General features: G+C 65.7%; 15 protein-coding genes. All 15 read right to left on the bottom strand.

Features of this window, described 5'->3' with window-relative positions:
• Nucleotides 1-150 precede the first annotated feature (150 nt).
• The 15 genes from fliP to B1C78_RS05060 all read right to left on the bottom strand — a co-directional run bounded on the left by fliP (nt 151) and on the right by B1C78_RS05060 (nt 15,735).
• Complete coding sequence (gene fliP, locus B1C78_RS05130; RefSeq protein WP_077278093.1) at nt 151-852, bottom strand: flagellar type III secretion system pore protein FliP; 702 nt, start codon at nt 850-852, stop codon at nt 151-153.
• A gap of 41 nt (nt 853-893) precedes the next feature.
• Complete coding sequence (gene fliO / locus B1C78_RS05125) at nt 894-1,379, bottom strand: flagellar biosynthetic protein FliO (RefSeq protein ID WP_245795317.1); 486 nt, start codon at nt 1,377-1,379, stop codon at nt 894-896.
• Nucleotides 1,380-1,381: 2 nt separating this feature from the next.
• Complete coding sequence (gene fliN, locus B1C78_RS05120) at nt 1,382-1,849, bottom strand: flagellar motor switch protein FliN (protein ID WP_077278076.1); 468 nt, start codon at nt 1,847-1,849, stop codon at nt 1,382-1,384.
• Between the two features lie 22 nt (nt 1,850-1,871).
• Nucleotides 1,872-2,852, bottom strand: a complete 981-nt coding sequence (fliM, locus tag B1C78_RS05115; protein ID WP_077278075.1) for a flagellar motor switch protein FliM — start codon at nt 2,850-2,852, stop codon at nt 1,872-1,874.
• A gap of 3 nt (nt 2,853-2,855) precedes the next feature.
• Nucleotides 2,856-3,353 (bottom strand): flagellar basal body-associated FliL family protein, encoded by a 498-nt coding sequence (locus B1C78_RS05110; protein ID WP_077278074.1) that lies wholly within the window; start codon nt 3,351-3,353, stop codon nt 2,856-2,858.
• Nucleotides 3,354-3,632: 279 nt separating this feature from the next.
• Entirely contained in the window at nt 3,633-5,543 is a 1,911-nt protein-coding gene (locus B1C78_RS05105; RefSeq protein ID WP_077278073.1) for a methyl-accepting chemotaxis protein, read from the bottom strand.
• A 217-nt stretch (nt 5,544-5,760) separates the two neighbouring features.
• Complete coding sequence (locus B1C78_RS05100; RefSeq protein WP_245795316.1) at nt 5,761-6,771, bottom strand: flagellar hook-length control protein FliK; 1,011 nt, start codon at nt 6,769-6,771, stop codon at nt 5,761-5,763.
• A 107-nt stretch (nt 6,772-6,878) separates the two neighbouring features.
• Nucleotides 6,879-7,316, bottom strand: a complete 438-nt coding sequence (gene fliJ / locus B1C78_RS05095) for a flagellar export protein FliJ (RefSeq protein WP_077278072.1) — start codon at nt 7,314-7,316, stop codon at nt 6,879-6,881.
• Between the two features lie 171 nt (nt 7,317-7,487).
• Nucleotides 7,488-8,867 (bottom strand): flagellar protein export ATPase FliI, encoded by a 1,380-nt coding sequence (gene fliI, locus B1C78_RS05090; protein ID WP_077278071.1) that lies wholly within the window; start codon nt 8,865-8,867, stop codon nt 7,488-7,490.
• A complete protein-coding gene (locus B1C78_RS05085) occupies nt 8,864-9,550 on the bottom strand; it encodes a flagellar assembly protein FliH (protein WP_077278070.1) in 687 nt (228 codons plus the stop codon). The genes fliI and B1C78_RS05085 overlap by 4 nt, the downstream gene beginning before the upstream one ends.
• A gap of 81 nt (nt 9,551-9,631) precedes the next feature.
• Complete coding sequence (gene fliG, locus B1C78_RS05080) at nt 9,632-10,648, bottom strand: flagellar motor switch protein FliG (protein WP_077278069.1); 1,017 nt, start codon at nt 10,646-10,648, stop codon at nt 9,632-9,634.
• Nucleotides 10,632-12,278: a flagellar basal-body MS-ring/collar protein FliF gene (fliF, locus tag B1C78_RS05075; RefSeq protein WP_077278068.1), complete on the bottom strand. Its 1,647-nt coding sequence runs from the start codon at nt 12,276-12,278 to the stop codon at nt 10,632-10,634. The genes fliG and fliF overlap by 17 nt, the downstream gene beginning before the upstream one ends.
• 21 nt (nt 12,279-12,299) lie before the next feature.
• Nucleotides 12,300-12,614, bottom strand: a complete 315-nt coding sequence (fliE, locus tag B1C78_RS05070; protein ID WP_077278067.1) for a flagellar hook-basal body complex protein FliE — start codon at nt 12,612-12,614, stop codon at nt 12,300-12,302.
• 171 nt (nt 12,615-12,785) lie between these two features.
• Entirely contained in the window at nt 12,786-14,135 is a 1,350-nt protein-coding gene (locus B1C78_RS05065) for a sigma-54-dependent transcriptional regulator (protein ID WP_077278066.1), read from the bottom strand.
• A 142-nt stretch (nt 14,136-14,277) separates the two neighbouring features.
• Nucleotides 14,278-15,735, bottom strand: coding sequence for a sigma-54 dependent transcriptional regulator (locus B1C78_RS05060; protein WP_425443959.1), 1,458 nt, complete (start codon nt 15,733-15,735; stop codon nt 14,278-14,280).
• Nucleotides 15,736-15,959: the final 224 nt, after the last annotated feature.

Genomic DNA, 15,959 nt, shown 5'->3' with positions numbered 1-15,959 from the left:
CACAGAGGAAACCGCTGGCGCGGCCACACCGCGGGGTATTCTTCGGTTTGTTGTCATCTCTGTGACCTCTGTGACCTCTGTGGCTAAAGATCCCGCTGCATCGTGTCCAGATAAGAAGCAGCAGGTTTGCCGCGAATGGTCCACGTTGCTTCAGACGAAGAAACTGGACGCCAGCGTGCCCATGATCAGGGCCCACCCGTCCACCAGCACGAACAGCATGATCTTGAACGGCAGCGAGATGATCAGCGGCGAGAGCATCACCATGCCCATGGACATGAGCACGCTCGCCACCACCAGGTCGATGATCAGAAACGGGATCAGAAGCAGGAACCCGATCTGGAAGGCCGTCTTGAGCTCGCTGGTGACGAAGGAGGCCACCAGCATCGTGAAAGGCACATCGTCGCGGGACTCGAAACCGTCCCGCCCGCTGATGCGGGCGAACATGGCCAGATCCGACTCGCGGGTCTGCGAAAGCATGAACTCGCGAATCGGCCCGCTGGCACTGACCACGGCCTCTTCCATGGACAGGGACTCTTCCATGTAGGGCTGCAGCGCTTCCGCATTGATGCGGTCGAACACCGGCGTCATGACAAACAGCGTGAGAAACAGCGCGAGGCCGATCAGGATCTGGTTCGACGGTGTCTGCGTCGTGCCGAGCCCCTGGCGCAGGATGGCCAGCACAATGATGATGCGCGTGAAGGAGGTCATCATGATCAACGCCGCCGGCAGCAGGCTCAGCAGCGTCATCAGGATCAGGATCTGCAGGGTGACCGAATAGGTCTGCGCCCCGTCCGGCGCCGTGGTGACGTTGAGCACCTCGAGGCCGCTCTGGGCCATGGCCGGAGAGGCCATGCACAGCAGCGCCGGCACGGCTGCGAGCCAGCGCCGGAAGCTCACGATTCGCTCCTGCGCTGGAGTACCGCCCGAAGCGAACGGGCGAACGGACTCTCGGCCGCGCCCGTCGAACCGCCTGCGGGGGATCCCGTACGGCCGGGCACCTCCAGCGGCTTGTCCAGCACGTGCAGGGTCTGCACCCGCCCCGGCGCGACGCCCACCACCAGCTGCCGGTCACCCACCTGCACCAGCAGCATGCGCTCCCGAGAACCCAGGGAAATCCCGCTCACCACTCTGAATTCTTCGCCCAGACGCGACTGCACGCCCGTCATGCGGCGCATGATGAAGGCGAATACCACGATGGCGGCGATCACAACGAGCAGACCCGACAACAGCTGTGCCAGGTAGCTCGCCCCGCCGCCGGCAAACGGCAATCCCGCCGCGACACCTTCGGCCAGCGCGATGCCGGGCAGAAGGCCGATCAGCAGCGCGAGGGCCGTGCGGCGCACAAAGGAGATCTGTATCGGATGCGACAACATCGCCATGATCACTTGAGCTTCTTCACCCGCTCGCTGGGGCTGATGACATCGGTGAGCCGGATGCCGAACTTCTCGTTGACCACCACCACCTCGCCGTGCGCGATGAGCGTGCCGTTGACGAACACGTCCAGCGGCTCGCCGGCCAGCCTGTCCAGTTCCACCACGGAACCCTGGTTAAGCTGGAGCAGGTTGCGGATGGGCAGGCGCGTGCGGCCGATCTCCATGGAGATGGTGACCGGGATGTCCAACACCACGTCCAGGTTGACGTCTTCCTGGGTCGCGCCTTTCACGGGCTCGGAGGTGATGTTGTCGAAACTCGCCTTCTTCACCTGCTCGTCACCGGCGCCCTTCCCCTTGCCTTTGTCCGCCCCGGCGCTGCTACCGGTCTCGCCGTCGCTCTGCGCCTGTTCGGCAAGCGCCGCCGCCCAGTCGTCCATGGCCGCGTCGTCGCCACCCTGTTTCTTGTCGTCACTCATGACTGCTGACCCTCGTCTGTGATCAATCCGAACGCCTGATGCGCTCGGTCACCTTGATTGCATTGCGGCCTTCCGACACGCCGAAGCGCCCCCGCACCACGGGAATGCCCTCGGCGCGCAACAGGACCGTATCGGGCAGATCCACCGGGACGATATCGCCCGCCTTGAACCGCAGTACGTCCTGCAGGCTAACCGTGGTCTCCACGAGATCCGCCGCAAGCTCCACCTCGGCCACCTTCACCTCGTCACGCAACGCGCGGATCCAGCGTTCGTCCACCTCGGAGCGGTCGCTCTGGATGCCGGCATCCAGGAGTTCGCGCATGGGTTCGATCATCGAGTACGGCATGGTGATGTGAAGATCGCCACCGCCGCCGTCCAGCTCGATGTGAAACGAACACACCACCACCACCTCTGTGGGGGTCACGATATTGGCGAACTGGGGATTGACCTCGGAGTTGATGTACTCAAACTCCAGATCGGTGACCGGGGACCACGCCTTCTTCAGGTCTGCGAAGGCATGGTCCAGCGTCTTGCGGATTACGCGCTGCTCGGTGGGGGTGAAGTCGCGCCCCTCGATCTTGGCGTGATAGCGGCCGTCGCCGCCGAAGTAGTTGTCCACGAGAATGAACACCAGCTTCGGATCCACCACGAACAGCGCCGTGCCGCGCAGCGGCTTGACCTTCACCATGTTGAGGCTGGTAGGCACGAACAGCGAATGCACGTACTCGGAGAACTTGGTCATCTTCACACCACCCACCGAGATCTCGGCCGAGCGGCGCAGCAGGTTGAACAGGCTGATGCGCAGATGGCGCGCGAACCGGTCATTGATCATCTCCAGCGTGGGCATGCGCCCGCGCACGATCCGGTCCTGGCTGGTGAAATCGTATTGCCGGGCGACGCCGTCGTGTGCCTGGAGTTCGGACTCGGTGTCTACGTCACCGCTGTCGACGCCGTGCAGCAGGGCGTCGATCTCTTCCTGGGAAAGCAGGTCTGACTGGGCCATGGGTCACTGCATCACGAAAGAGGTGAAGTAGACGGCGTCGATGTTCGCCTCGCCGGTGCGCTCGAAGAGCACCTGGCGCACGTTGTCGAGCACTTCCTGCCGGGTCCGCTCCTTGCCTTCCCGGCTGTTGAGTTCCTCGTAGGTCTTGTCGCTCAGGAGCATGATCAGGTTGTTGCGGATCACCGGCATGTGCCGATCCACGGCGTCCAGGGTCCGCTTGTCGGTGGAGCTGATCACCATCCCCACCTGCACATAGCGAATACGGGACGGCCCCTGGAAGTTCACGACGAGTGGGGGGTCGATCTCCTTGTAGACAGGAGCCTTCAGCGGCTCGGGTGCCGCCTCGGCGGCCTCCTCCCCTTCGCCGGAAGCCACGAACACCAGGCCACCGGCCACCCCCGCACCCAGCACGATGACCAGGGCAATGATCAGCCAGAGCTTGCCGCGTTTCGGCTTCGGTGCCTCTTCCACGTTGAGGTCGAGATCGTCTGTGTCTGCCATCTTGTTTCTGTGCTCCTGTGGTTACGTGGTTCAAAAGCAATCGCCGTGCCAATGGAGATACAGGATAAAAACCCACGTCCAATCAATCCCATGCGTCACATGGACACAGGACATGACGGAGTTTTGACGGGCCTGGCAGCGCGCGGCTGCCGAAAACTTGGCGGGATGACGACCAGTGCGGGACGATCCGGGAAGGAGGGCGGCGGCAGCGAAGGTGGTACCCAGGCCGACCCGCGACTGCGGGTCGACCTGTCACAGAATGGCCGGACGGGGAGCGCGTCAGACCCGGAAGCGGCTGACCAGGTTGCGCAGATCGGCAGCCAGGCGCGCCAGCTCGTCGCTGGCCGTGCTGATCTGTCCGGAGCCCTGGGCGGTGTCATCCACGGCCTCGCGGATGTTGACCACGTTGCGGTTGATCTCCTCGGCCACCGCCGACTGCTCCTCGGCGGCACTGGCGATCTGGGCGTTCATGTCGCTGATGTTGCCCACGGCCCCCGTGATGGCCTCAAGGGACGACCCTGCCCGGGCCGCCTCCTCGACGCTTTCACGGGCACGCAGGCGTCCCTTCTCCATGGCCTCCACGGCCCCGCCGGCATTGCCCTGCAGACGCTCGATCATCTCCTGGATCTCGCGGGTGGAGGACTGAGTCCGCGAGGCGAGGCTGCGCACCTCATCGGCCACCACGGCAAAGCCGCGGCCCTGTTCTCCGGCTCGGGCCGCCTCAATGGCGGCGTTGAGGGCCAGCAGGTTGGTCTGCTCGGCAATGCCCCGGATCACGTCCAGTACCTTGCCGATCTCCTCGCTGTCGGCGGACAGGCGCTGAATCACGCCGCCTGCGGCTTCCACCTCGGCGGCGAGCGTTTCGATGGACTTGATGGTGGCCTTCACCACTTCGCGACCGCCGCGCGCCTCCTTGTCGGTATCCTGGGCGGAACGGGCGGCCTCGTTGGCGTTGCGGGCCACTTCCTGGACCGTGGCGGTCATCTCGTTCATGGCCGTGGCCACCTGCTCGGTCTCGCCCTGCTGGCGCCGTACCTGCGTGGTGGTCTGCTCCGCCGTGGCGGACAGTTCCTCGGACGCCGCGGCAAGCTGCGCCGTGGCACCGGCCACCTGCTGGATCAGTTCCTGCAGCTTGGTCACGAAGGCATTGAACGACTCCGCCAGGCGCGACAGCTCGTTGTTCCCCTCCACGGGCAGACGCTGCGTCAGATCACCCTCGCCCCTGGAGATGTCGTCCAGACGCTGGACGGTCAGATGCAGGGGTTTGACGATGCCGCGGGCAATGACCCAGGTGAACGCCAGACCCAGCAGCAGCACCACGATCCCCACGCCCACCACCGACGCGAACGCGTCCCGGTAGCCGGTCACGTAATCGCTGCGATCCACCATCAGTTCCAGCACGCCCACCGGTTGACCGGTGAAATCCTCGATGACCCTGCCCAGCACGGCCACCGGCACCCCGTCGTGGACCATCTGCCGCATGACCACACCGCCGCGCAGCGCGGTGTCCAGATCCTGCCGCTCCAGCAGGGCTTCCTCGCCGATGGTGCTGGCGAAGGCCCGGAACTGGCCGTCACGGAGAATGTGCAAGGCGGCGCCGGCGCCGAACGCCGACGTGAATTCGTCGAAGAACGCCTGGCCGAACGTGAGTCCGAACTCCACCGAACCGGTGTGTTCTCCCTGATTTACCATGGGCACGACACCGCGCACACCGAGCCCGGCCACGCCCGCCTCCAGCCCCTGCACGGGACGGCGCGAGCGGTTGGTCTCGACCACCGTGTGGCGGAACGACGAGAGATCATCGTCATAACGATCCGTGCGGTGCACCCTCAGGAACGAAGTGGCAGGCGGGACGTGAAACTGGAACTGCTCGATGCCGTGGGTATCGCGCATATTGCGAAACAAAGGCTCGGTCAGCTCGATCAGCCTGTCGCGGTCCCGGGCGGCGAACGCCGCCTGCACCTCGGGAATGTGGCTGATCGCCGCGCTCATGGCCTCCGCGCGTTGCGACTGGGCATCGATGGAGGCGCGCAGGGACTGGTAAAGATCCTGCAGCTGACGCTCTTCTGCCCGTTCACTCATCTGCGAGAGATTGGAGAGGACCACGGGCAGGATCACCGCGATGGTGAGGACCAGGATGAGGCCGATCCCGCCGAGAAGGCGTGTGCTGATCTTGAGATTCTTTAACATGGGACGTGTCACTGTGTTGCCCGCCCACCGGCGCTGACCCGCGTCCGGAAAGGCAGGGGATTGAAAGTTTGATGAAATTCGTCGGGAATTATACGGGCCGGCATGCGCCGGGAGCCGGTGCCGCCTGACCACTGGTCATGCCCATGTGACCGCCGGGACAAGAACCGGACACGCTGCCTGTCGCCGGGGCCATGACCCCTGACAGGCGGTGCAACGTTCAGGCGTAGTAGTCGACCAGCCCTGCCCCGCGACGCGGTGCGTCGGATTGCGCCATGGCGCCCTCGCCCTCGTCGTCGACGCTGCCCGATTCACCCCGGTGACCGGCATCCTGTCCCGCATCCCCACCCGCCTGACGGGCATCCTGGTGCGACACGGTAACGTCTCCCAACTGCACCCCGCCTTCGGCAAAGAGTTCCCGCAAACGGGGCAACGCGGCGTCGATGGCTTCACGCACAGCGGCCTGGGGCGCAAGGAAATTGACGTGGGTACGATCCCCCTCCACATGCAGACGCACCTCGATCGGCCCCAGGTTGGGCGGGTTGAGGCGCAGCTCCGCAACCTGGATGTTCTCGCGGACCATCCATTGCACCCGGTCACCCAGGGCACGGTCCCAGCCGGGCTGATGCATGGGTACGTCCAACTGGAAGACGCGTGGCATCGCCTGGGTCGACTGCTGGGGCTGCTGACCTGATGTGGCCGCATCAGCGGACGCCACGATCGCCGCCGCAACCGGCACCGGCGGCGCTTCGCTGCGGGACCCGGCCGCCACGGCGTCCACCAGAGCGCCCAGGGCCTGGGGCAGCGGCACCGCCCGGCCGCCTTCACGGTCGCCCTGAGACGCAAGCAACGGAAGGGAGGCCAGCAGCTGATCGCGAACCGACGCGGCCGATCCGCCCTGCGGTTCGGTGCGCCCCAACGCCCGGGACACTTCCTGGGGCTGGATAACCGGCACGGTGACCGGCAGGGGTTCGCCGTCCTGCGGCAATTCCTCGCCGTCGAGACCGGCGGCCAGGAGCGCCGCCAGTTGAGTGGTATCCAGATCCTCCGGCAAACCCTCCGCGACACCTTCCAGATGCTGCAGGTGCTCCGCAAGGCGCATCCAGAACGCCTCCGCTTCCGGCGTATCCAGGCCCTGGAGCCCGTCTGGCAGGGCTTCCAGCTCACCCAGCGCCCGCAACAGGGGGGCCGGCAGATTCAGGGGAAACGAAGCAAGCTGCATGGGCATCATCTCGAGTTTCGCGAGGGTCCACGGGACCCCCGGCCAGGGACCGTTACCGATCCGATTCAGGGTTCATCCAACCCCGATCCAATATTCGTGCCAGTCACGCGCCGCCATCAGTCCTCCCTGCGCCGACCCCGCTGACCCAACTCGTCTTCCTGCGCCTGCTCCCGGCGCCGGGCCTCGCGTTTCTCGTCCTCGCGAAAGCGGTCCATGACCTTGTGGATGGCGTCGTTGCGCACCCGTGACGCCGTCCATTTCCCCTTGCTCTGTTCCAGTTCCCTGCGGGCCTGTTCGACACGCCGGGCCTGCTCCTCGATGGCCTGGTTGAGGCGCGACAGGAACAACCGGTAATCGCGCACGTTCATGCCCGTCATGTTCTCGGGTCCCTCCTCAAACCGGCGCGCATATTCCGAGCGATAGGAACTGAGTTCGTCCAACCGCTCGAGTTGCTTGTTCAGTTCGCGCTGACGGTCCCCCATCTTGCGCGCCGCATCCTCCTGGCGGTTGCGCGCCACGTCGGCCACAGGCTGCATACGCTTGGATCGAGTCATTGGCCCCTCCGGGGCAGAGTCAAGATGCAAGTAGCAAGATACAAGTCAGGCGTCGGTTGTAGGCCGGATAAGGCGCAGCCTCATCCGGCATTCCCGCACCCCAGCGGCGGATGCGTTTCGCTTATCCGCCCTACGTTTTCTCATTTATTCCCACTTCCAAATTCCCACTTCTCACTTCCCGCCCTCCTCGTCCTCCCCCACCAGCGCATCCAGGGCCTTTAGGCTGTCCCTGAAATCCACCTTTTCACGCATGTCCTGCTGCAGGAATTCCTCAAGCCGCGGGTAATACTCGATGGCGGCGTCCACACGCGGGTCGGCGCCGCGCTGGTACGCGCCCACGCTGATGAGGTCACGATTGCGCTGGTAGGTGGCATAGACCTGCTTGAACAGACGTGCCGCCTGGATCTGACCCGGGTCGGAGATCTCGTTCATCAGCCGGCTGATGGAGGCCTCGATGTCGATGGCCGGGTATCGCCCGGACTCGGCGATCTCCCTTGAGAGCACCACATGGCCGTCCAGGATGGCGCGCGCCGCGTCGGCGATGGGATCGTTATGATCATCGCCCTCGGTCAGCACGGTATAGAAGGCGGTCATGGACCCCTGCCCACGGTCGCTGTTGCCGGCCCGCTCCACCAGCTGCGGGAGGCGCGCGAACACCGACGGCGTATAGCCCTTGGTGGCGGGGGGCTCGCCGATGGCCAGGGAGATCTCGCGCTGCGCCTGCGCGAATCGCGTCAGCGAATCCATGAGCAGGAGCACGTTGAGACCCTGGTCGCGAAAGTATTCGGCGATGGAGGTCGCCAGCATGGCGCCGTGCAGGCGCATCAGCGGCGGATGATCCGCAGGCACCGCCACGACCACGGCGCGCGCCATGCCCTCGGGCCCCAGGATGTTCTGGACGAACTCGTTCACCTCCCTGCCGCGCTCGCCGATCAGTCCGACCACCGTCACGTCCGCGGCGGTGTAGCGGGTCATCATGCCGAGCAGCACGCTCTTGCCCACACCGCTGCCGGCGAACAATCCCATGCGCTGACCGCGCCCGACGGTCAGCAGCCCGTTGATAGCGCGCACACCCACGTCCAGCGGTTCCCGAATGGGGCGCCGGGCAAGGGGATTGATGGAACGTCCGTTCAGGGGCACCCGCGCTTCGCAGTCCGGCGCGTCGCCGCCGTCCAGTGGCCGACCGGCCCCGTCCAGCACACGGCCGAGCAACGCCTCGCCGACACCCGCTTCCCGGGCATGGTGTGTCGGTATCACCCGCGCGCCCGGGGTCAGTCCGCTGATGTCACCCACCGGCATCAGGAACACCCGGTCGCCGGAGAATCCCACCGCTTCCGCCTCCAGCTCGCTGCCCCCGGCGCTGACCACCCGGCAACGGCCCCCCACCGGCACCTGCACACCCTCCGCCTCCAGGGTCAGGCCCACCATACGCACCAGCCGCCCCTCGGCCGTGAGCGAACGGGCCCTGTGGGCCCTGCGCGCATGACGCCCGAGGCTTTCACGAAGCCTTGAGAAGCGATGCTCGGGTTCCAGTGCGGCGGGGAGCGTCATGCCTGCGCGTCCCCCTCGTCGACTTCATGGCCCTCGGTGCGGGCGTCGTCACGACGCTCGCCCCAGAACTCCGCGATCACCGCATTGAGCCGCGTCTCCAGCGTCGCGTCCACGCTGGAAACGTCCGTCTCGACACGCGTGCCGCCCCGGCTGAGGGTCGGATCCTCGAAGATCTGCCACGGCTGCTCCAGCTCGGAGAGATGCATGGCCTCGCGCACGATGCGCGCGTCCTCCGGATGCAGATGCAGGCGGATGCGCCGTTCGGAACTGGGCAACACGCCCAGCGCCTCGCGCACCACGGCAACGATCTGTCCCGGATCCGTGCGCAACTCGCGGCGTACCAGCTGCCGCGCCACCGTGACGGCCAGGGTCACCAGCTCATCCTCCAGCCGCGCGTCCAGGTCCTCCACGGTGGGTGTCAGGGAACTGACCAGCCGGTGCAGTGCCTTGCCTTCCCGCGCCAGCGCGTCGCGCCCGGCCTTACGTCCTTCCTCCAGGCCCTTCTGATAACCCTCCTCCCGGGCCTGGCGTTCGATGTCCTCGATGCGCTCCGCCGTCGGCAGACCATGAGCCTGTGCCTTCCCCTGCGCCGGCGTCGGCCGCGCGCTCGCTCCGGCCACCGACGGCGCCTCCCAGAGCTGCGCCGCCTCCCCGTGTTCCCCGCTGATGACCCGCTGAATCATGACTGCAGGTACAAGGTACAAGGTACAAGGTACAAGGGGTTCTCCCCTTTTCCCTTGTACCTTGTACCTTGTACCTCCTCCCTACACATATTCTTCCGAGCCCTTTCCGCCCAATACGATCTCGCCGGTCTCGGCCATGCGCCGCGCGATGGTCAGGATCTCCTTCTGGGCGCTCTCCACCTCGCTCAGGCGCACCGGGCCCTTGGCCTCCAGGTCGTCGCGCAGCATCTCGGCGGCACGCTTGGACATGTTCTTGAAGACCTTCTCCTTGAGCGGCTCGTCGGCGGCCTTGAGGGCCAGCACCAGGGACTCCGTGGAGATCTCCCGCAGCAGCGCCTGAATGCCCCGGTCGTCCACGTCCACCAGGTTGTCGAACACGAACATCAGGTCCTGGATCTCCTGGCTCAAGTCTTCGTCGGCTGCGCGAATGCTCTCCACCAGCGCCGCCTCCTTGGACGGCTCGAGGAAATTCAGGATATTGGCCGCGCTCTTCACGCCGCCCACCGTGGATGCCTTGACGTTGTTGCTGCCGGCGAACTGGCGCTCGAGGATATCGTCCAGTTCCTGCAGAGCATTGGGCTGGATGCCGTCCAGGGTGGCAATGCGCATCATGATGTCCGGCTGCGTGCGCTCAGGCAGATAACTCAGCACGTCCGCTGCGTGATCGGCATCCAGGTAGGACAGCACGATGGCGATGATCTGCGGGTGCTCCAGGCGAATGATCTCCGCGACCGCGCGCGGCTCCATCCACTTCAGCGCCTCCAGGCCCTTGGAGTTGCGGCCGAGCAGAATGCGGTTGATCAGGCCGCCGGCCTTGTCTTCGCCCAGGGCCGAGGTGAGCACCTTGCGGATGTACTCGTCCGAGCCGACGCCCAGCGCGGTCTGTTCCTGAACGGCGGCGTTGAACTCCTCCAGCACCTGGCTCACCTCCGACTTGGAGACGTTGGTGAGCGTGGCCATGGCCGTACCCAGACGCTGCACCTCCTTGGGTCCCATGTGTCTGAGTACCTCGGCGGCAGCATCCTCACCGAGACTCATTAGGAACACGGCCGCCCGTTCGGAGCCGTTAAAGCTGCTCTTCTCAGCCTGCTGAGCCATCGGTCGCAATCCACGTCTTCATCATCTGGGCCACCCGCTTGGGATCCTCTCGGACCAACCCACGGGCGGATTCAAGGTTGGCCTCGTAGTTCGTGTTCTTGCGCGCGGGACCCGGCAGGGCGCCCTGTGACTGGTGTTCCAGGCCGGGCACCGCTTCACCGGCCTCCAGGGCCAGTTGCTGAAAACGCTGCTCCTCCCGGTGCGCCGCGGCGCCCTTCTCGGCCAGGTTGCGCAGCAGCGGCCGCACCACGGTCAGGGCGAGCACCAGCACCATGATCACGGCCAGTATAGTCTTGGCCATATCCATCACCCAGGGCTCTTCCCAGAGTGGCGGCTCCGGCAGGGGCTCCGGAACGTCCGTTGGTCGGAAAGAGGCGTTCACCACGTTCACGCTGTCGCCACGACGGGCATCAAAACCCACCGCCTCGCGCACCAGCGTGTTGATGCGTTCCAGTTCCTCCTCCGAGAGCGCCACCCGCTCGATCTGCCCCTGGGCGTTGGTTTCCTGGCGATGATCCACCACCACGGCCACCGACAGGCGCCGCAGGCTGCCGGGTGCCTCACGGATATGACTGATGGTGCGGTCCACCTCGTAGTTGCGTACCGTGCGCCGGCTGTTGGAACCCGGCATGTTCCCCACGGGGTTGCCGTTGACGACCTCGTTGCCGTCCGCAACGCCGGCCTCGGGCGGCTGATTGGTCAGCGCGCCGGGAATGCCCATGTTTCCGCCTCCGCGACTCTCGTCCTCGGAGATCTGTTCGCTGCGCAGCACGGAGAATTCCGGGTCATAGGCCTCGACGGTGCGCTCGATCGCGGAAAAGTCCAGATCCGCAGCCACCTGAGCGCGCACCGCGTCGCTGCCCATGATGGGCGAGAGGATGTCCATGATGCGGCGTACGTAGCTCTCCTCCACCCGCCGCGTGAAGTCCAGCTGGTGGCCATTCCCCCCAAGGTTGTCCGCGCCGCCGGACGGTGCCGTGAGCAGCCGGCCGCGCTGATCCACCACCGTGACGTTTTCCGGATCGAGTTCCGGCACGCTGGACGCCACCAGGTGCACGATGCCTGCCACACGGTTGTCGTCCAGGGAACGCCCCGCAAACAGATTCACCAGCACCGACGCGCTGGGCTTGGCGCGGTCGCGCACGAACACCGACTGGCGCGGCAGCGCCAGGTGAACCCGCGCGCTCTCCACGCTGTTGAGCGTGGCGATGGAACGCGCCAGCTCGCCTTCGATGGCGCGATGGTAACGGGCGTCCTCGATCAGCCGGCTGGTGCCAAGACCCTGGTCTTGTTCCAGCAGCTCGAAGCCGAAGCCGGAGGCGCGCGGAAGCCCCTCGGTGGCCAGCTTCAGCCGGGCCTCGTGCATCTGGCGTGCCGGCACCTTCACCGTACCGCCCTCCAGGCGGTAGCCAACGCCGTTGCGCGCCAGCGCGTCCGCCACCTGCGCCGTCTCCTGTTCGTTGAGATTGGGATACAGCGCCGTGTAGCTCGGGCGCGTGAGCCAGAGAAAGATGCTCGCCACGAGTGTGATGGCGGCCACCAGCGCCACGATCAGGCCGATCTGGCGCTCCAGCGGCATGCGCGCGAAGCCGCGTACCTGGTTGCTGACGGTTACGATCGAGTTTGCCATGGCACTCTAGTCCGAAGCCGGTCAGACCGGCATGTTCATGATTTCCTGATAGGCGGAGAGCAGCCGGTTGCGCACCTGGGTCACCGCCTCGAAGGACACGCTCGCCTTCTGCATGGCCACCATCACCTGCGCCAGGTTCACGTTGGGATCGCCCATCTCGAAGGCCTGGCTCAACTGCGCCGACGCCTGCTGGGTCTCGTTCACATGATCCAGGCTCTGCTTGAGCATCTGCGCGAAATCCGGCGTGCCGTTCGCCTGCGCCGGCTCATTGACGCCGGCGTTGTTCGCCAGCGCGCGCATCTGCGCAAGGACCTGGTTGATCTGCATTTCGCTCATGGGGAGGTCCTCTTCGAGGACAGGTACAAGGTACAAGGTACAAGGTACAAGGGGGGGTAACCCCGTATTTCCCTCACCACGTTTTCGAAGCTCAGTGACACGATCTCCACCTCCATACCAACCTTGCCGATTTCAACCCTTGTATCTTTGCCCTTGTACCTTGTACCTGCCTTAGGGAATCGCGATGCCCGCCTCCCGCAATCTCGCCAGTTTGTATCGCAATGTCCTGGGGCTGATGCCGAGGCGCTCGGCAGCCTGCTTGCGGCGGCCGCGTTCGCTGCGCAGGGCGTCGAGGATAAGCTGCTCCTCGCGGGTGCGCAGGTCATCGCTCAGCTGGTTGCCGTTGTGGCCGTTCACGGGGGACTCGGTCCTTGCCGTCATGGGCGGCATCTCGATGCCGGAGGCGACAGACTCGAACTGGATGCTGTCGGCGTCGATCAGAGGGCCGCTGCGCAGGATCAGGGCACGCTGGATCACGTTATCCAGTTCGCGCACGTTGCCCGGCCAGGTGTGGTTCATGAGCTTTGCGGCACCGCAGGGTGTGAGTTCCGCCCGGTCGATGCCGCGCCCGTGGCGCTCCATGAAGCGCCGGGCCAGCGGCAGTACGTCGCCGGGACGCTCGCGAAGCGGCGGGATCAGCAAGGGAAACACGCTCAGGCGGTAAAAGAGATCCTCGCGGAAGCGGCCCTCCGCCACGGCGCTGCGCAGATCGCGGTTGGTGGTGGCCATGACGCGCACGTCCAGGGGCAGCGTGCGCTTGCCGCCCAGTCGTTCCACCTCGCGCTCCTGCAACACGCGCAGCAGCTTGGCCTGCAGGCCCAGGTCCATCTCCGATATCTCATCCAGCAGCAGCGTGCCGCCCTGCGCCTGCTCGAACTTGCCTGCGCGGGACTCGTAGGCCCCCGTGAAGGCGCCGCGCTCGTAGCCGAACAGCATCGCCTCCAGCATGTTCTCGGGGATGGCGGCGCAGTTGACCGCCACGAAGGGACCTTCCGCCCGCGTGGAGCGGACATGCAGATAGCGGGCAAAGACTTCCTTGCCGACGCCGGACTCACCGTGGATCAGGACGGTGACCTCGGATGCGGCCACGCGCCCCGCCAGCCTGAGCAGTTCGCGGCTGTAGGGGTCCTCCACCACCATCTCGGCACCGCTGTCGGTCTCCACCAGCTGACGCACGCGCTCTGCGACGGCCGTGGGTCCGAAGGGTTTCACCAGGAAGTCGCTGGCACCCTCGCGAATGGCGGACACGGCCGCCTGGATGCTGCCGTCCTGACTGGTGAGCACGAAGGGAAGGTCCGGACGCCTGCGCCTGACCTGGCGCAACAGGGCGGTGCCGTCCATGGTCCCGCCCTCGCGGCTTGCGAACACAATGGCCACGTCCTCGCGGCCCAACAGCTCCAGCGCCGACTCCCCCTGTTCGGTATCCAGCACCCGGTAGTTGTCACGCAACAGCCGTGCCCGCAGCTCGGCGCGCAATGCGGCGTCCGGGTCCACGAGCAGCACGGTCGGTGATTGATCCATCTGGTCTTCCTCGAATGGCCGGTTCGTTGTGCGGCGGGGATTTGGCTCCCCGACGGTTTTAACCAGCCGAAAGCAGGAAAGATGCCAGAATGGATTTTTGCTTTTAAATCAAGGGGCGGGAATTAGGACGACCGGGCAGGAGTCAAATTTCCGTCGCGTCCTCGGGGCGGGTGATGCCGAACTTTCGCATCTTCTCCACCAGGGTGGTCCGGCGCATCCCAAGCAGCTTGGCGGCATGTGCCACCACGCCCGAGGCCTCGTCCAGGGCACGGCGGATGAGCCCCATCTCCAGGTCGTTGAGGTATTCCTTGAGGTCGATGCCCTCGCGGGGAAGCTGCGCGTCCAGCCCCGGCACGCCCTCTCCCAGGACCTGGTCGGCCAGTTCCGCCAGCTCCTCGTCCCCTTCCCTGCGGAACTTGGCCGGCAAACCGTCCACCTCCACCGTTTCGCCGGGGAACATGATGGCGAGACGCTCGATCAGGTTGGCCAGCTCGCGCACGTTGCCGGGCCAGTCGTAGGTGGCCAGCGCGCGCAGGGCGGAATGCGCCAGGCGCACGCTGCCCCGCCCCTCTCCCTCCATGCGATTGGTCAGCTCGCTGATGAGCAGCGGCAGGTCCCCGCGCCGGTGGCGAAGCGGCGGCACCTCGATGGGAAAGACATTCAGGCGGTAGTACAGATCCTCCCGGAAACGCCCCTCGTCGATGGCAGTTTCCAGGTCCCGATGCGTGGCGGCGATGATGCGCACGTCGCACTGAATGCTGCGGTTGCTGCCCACCCGCTCGAAGGTTCGCTCCTGCAGGACCCGTAGCAGCTTCACCTGCATGGGCAGAGGCATGTCGCCGATCTCGTCCAGGAACAGGGTGCCCCCCTGAGCCAGCTCGAAACGGCCCTGGCGGGCGCTAAGCGCGCCGGTGAAGGCCCCTTTTTCGTGGCCGAACAGTTCGCTTTCCAGCAGATCCGCCGGAATGGCACCGCAGTTCACCGCCACGAAGGGGCGCTCCCGGCGGGTGGAGCCCGCGTGGATGTTGCGCGCCACCACTTCCTTGCCGGTGCCAGTCTCCCCCAGGATCAGCACGTTGGCATCGGTGGCCGCCACCTGCTCGATGAGGCGGCGGATGCGCTGCACCAGGGGATTGCTGCCCACCAGGGAGCGGAACAATTCCAGGGAACGGGCCTCGTCCGGCCCGCCATTGGCCACCACGTGGCGCGCGCTCTGCAGGACGTCGGAGAACTGGGGATGGCGTGGCGGATAGGACACGCGCCGCACCACCTGAGCCGCCGCCGTCTGTGTCAGCGCCGGGAAATCGGGCTCCTCACCCAGCAGCACCACGGGCACGCGGGGTGCCAGGTCGGGGAGTTCGTTGAGGATATCGCCGAGCTGGTCGCCGAGGCAGCTGCTCACCACCCAGGCCAGCCAGTCGTGCTGGGCGCCCGCTTCCCGGGAGGGTCTCTGGTTCAGGACCTGCGGCTCGCACTCCAGGAAATCCAGCACCGTTTCCAGCCGCGCGGCGCGCTCGGGATCGCGCGCCAGCACCAGCACACGCCGGGGCAATGTGCCCGGATCGACGGCATCGCTGGAGGAAATGTCTTGTTCTGGCACGCTCATGCCCTGGATTATTCTTGAACGCAGGCCTCCCGGCGGAACCCGCCAGAAGATGCCCGTCACATCTTAGGTGTTTTGCCAGACAAGGGCAAAGCGTTGCGCGGGGTGCTTGTCTTACCACGAAGCGCACGAAGGACACGAAGGAAACTGAAAAAAGAATGTTCTCTCGCGAAGGCGCGAAGCTCGCCAAGAGGATGGATTCATAGAAACTATGAAGGGCC

It is taken from the genome of Thioalkalivibrio denitrificans (genome assembly GCF_002000365.1).
In the GTDB taxonomy this organism is placed as follows: domain Bacteria; phylum Pseudomonadota; class Gammaproteobacteria; order Ectothiorhodospirales; family Ectothiorhodospiraceae; genus Thioalkalivibrio_A; species Thioalkalivibrio_A denitrificans.
This window is presented reverse-complemented; position numbering and strand designations above follow the sequence as displayed.

What these genes read in the sequence shown, in the direction of transcription:
- fliP (WP_077278093.1), bottom strand. Translation starts at nt 852, where the DNA reads ATGGCCTCTCCGGCCATGGCCCAGAGCGGCCTCGAGGTGCTCAACGTC.
- fliO (WP_245795317.1), bottom strand. Translation starts at nt 1,379, where the DNA reads ATGGCGATGTTGTCGCATCCGATACAGATCTCCTTTGTGCGCCGCACG.
- fliN (WP_077278076.1), bottom strand. Translation starts at nt 1,849, where the DNA reads ATGAGTGACGACAAGAAACAGGGTGGCGACGACGCGGCCATGGACGAC.
- fliM (WP_077278075.1), bottom strand. Translation starts at nt 2,852, where the DNA reads ATGGCCCAGTCAGACCTGCTTTCCCAGGAAGAGATCGACGCCCTGCTG.
- B1C78_RS05110 (WP_077278074.1), bottom strand. Translation starts at nt 3,353, where the DNA reads ATGGCAGACACAGACGATCTCGACCTCAACGTGGAAGAGGCACCGAAG.
- B1C78_RS05105 (WP_077278073.1), bottom strand. Translation starts at nt 5,543, where the DNA reads ATGTTAAAGAATCTCAAGATCAGCACACGCCTTCTCGGCGGGATCGGC.
- B1C78_RS05100 (WP_245795316.1), bottom strand. Translation starts at nt 6,771, where the DNA reads ATGATGCCCATGCAGCTTGCTTCGTTTCCCCTGAATCTGCCGGCCCCC.
- fliJ (WP_077278072.1), bottom strand. Translation starts at nt 7,316, where the DNA reads ATGACTCGATCCAAGCGTATGCAGCCTGTGGCCGACGTGGCGCGCAAC.
- fliI (WP_077278071.1), bottom strand. Translation starts at nt 8,867, where the DNA reads ATGACGCTCCCCGCCGCACTGGAACCCGAGCATCGCTTCTCAAGGCTT.
- B1C78_RS05085 (WP_077278070.1), bottom strand. Translation starts at nt 9,550, where the DNA reads ATGATTCAGCGGGTCATCAGCGGGGAACACGGGGAGGCGGCGCAGCTC.
- fliG (WP_077278069.1), bottom strand. Translation starts at nt 10,648, where the DNA reads ATGGCTCAGCAGGCTGAGAAGAGCAGCTTTAACGGCTCCGAACGGGCG.
- fliF (WP_077278068.1), bottom strand. Translation starts at nt 12,278, where the DNA reads ATGGCAAACTCGATCGTAACCGTCAGCAACCAGGTACGCGGCTTCGCG.
- fliE (WP_077278067.1), bottom strand. Translation starts at nt 12,614, where the DNA reads ATGAGCGAAATGCAGATCAACCAGGTCCTTGCGCAGATGCGCGCGCTG.
- B1C78_RS05065 (WP_077278066.1), bottom strand. Translation starts at nt 14,135, where the DNA reads ATGGATCAATCACCGACCGTGCTGCTCGTGGACCCGGACGCCGCATTG.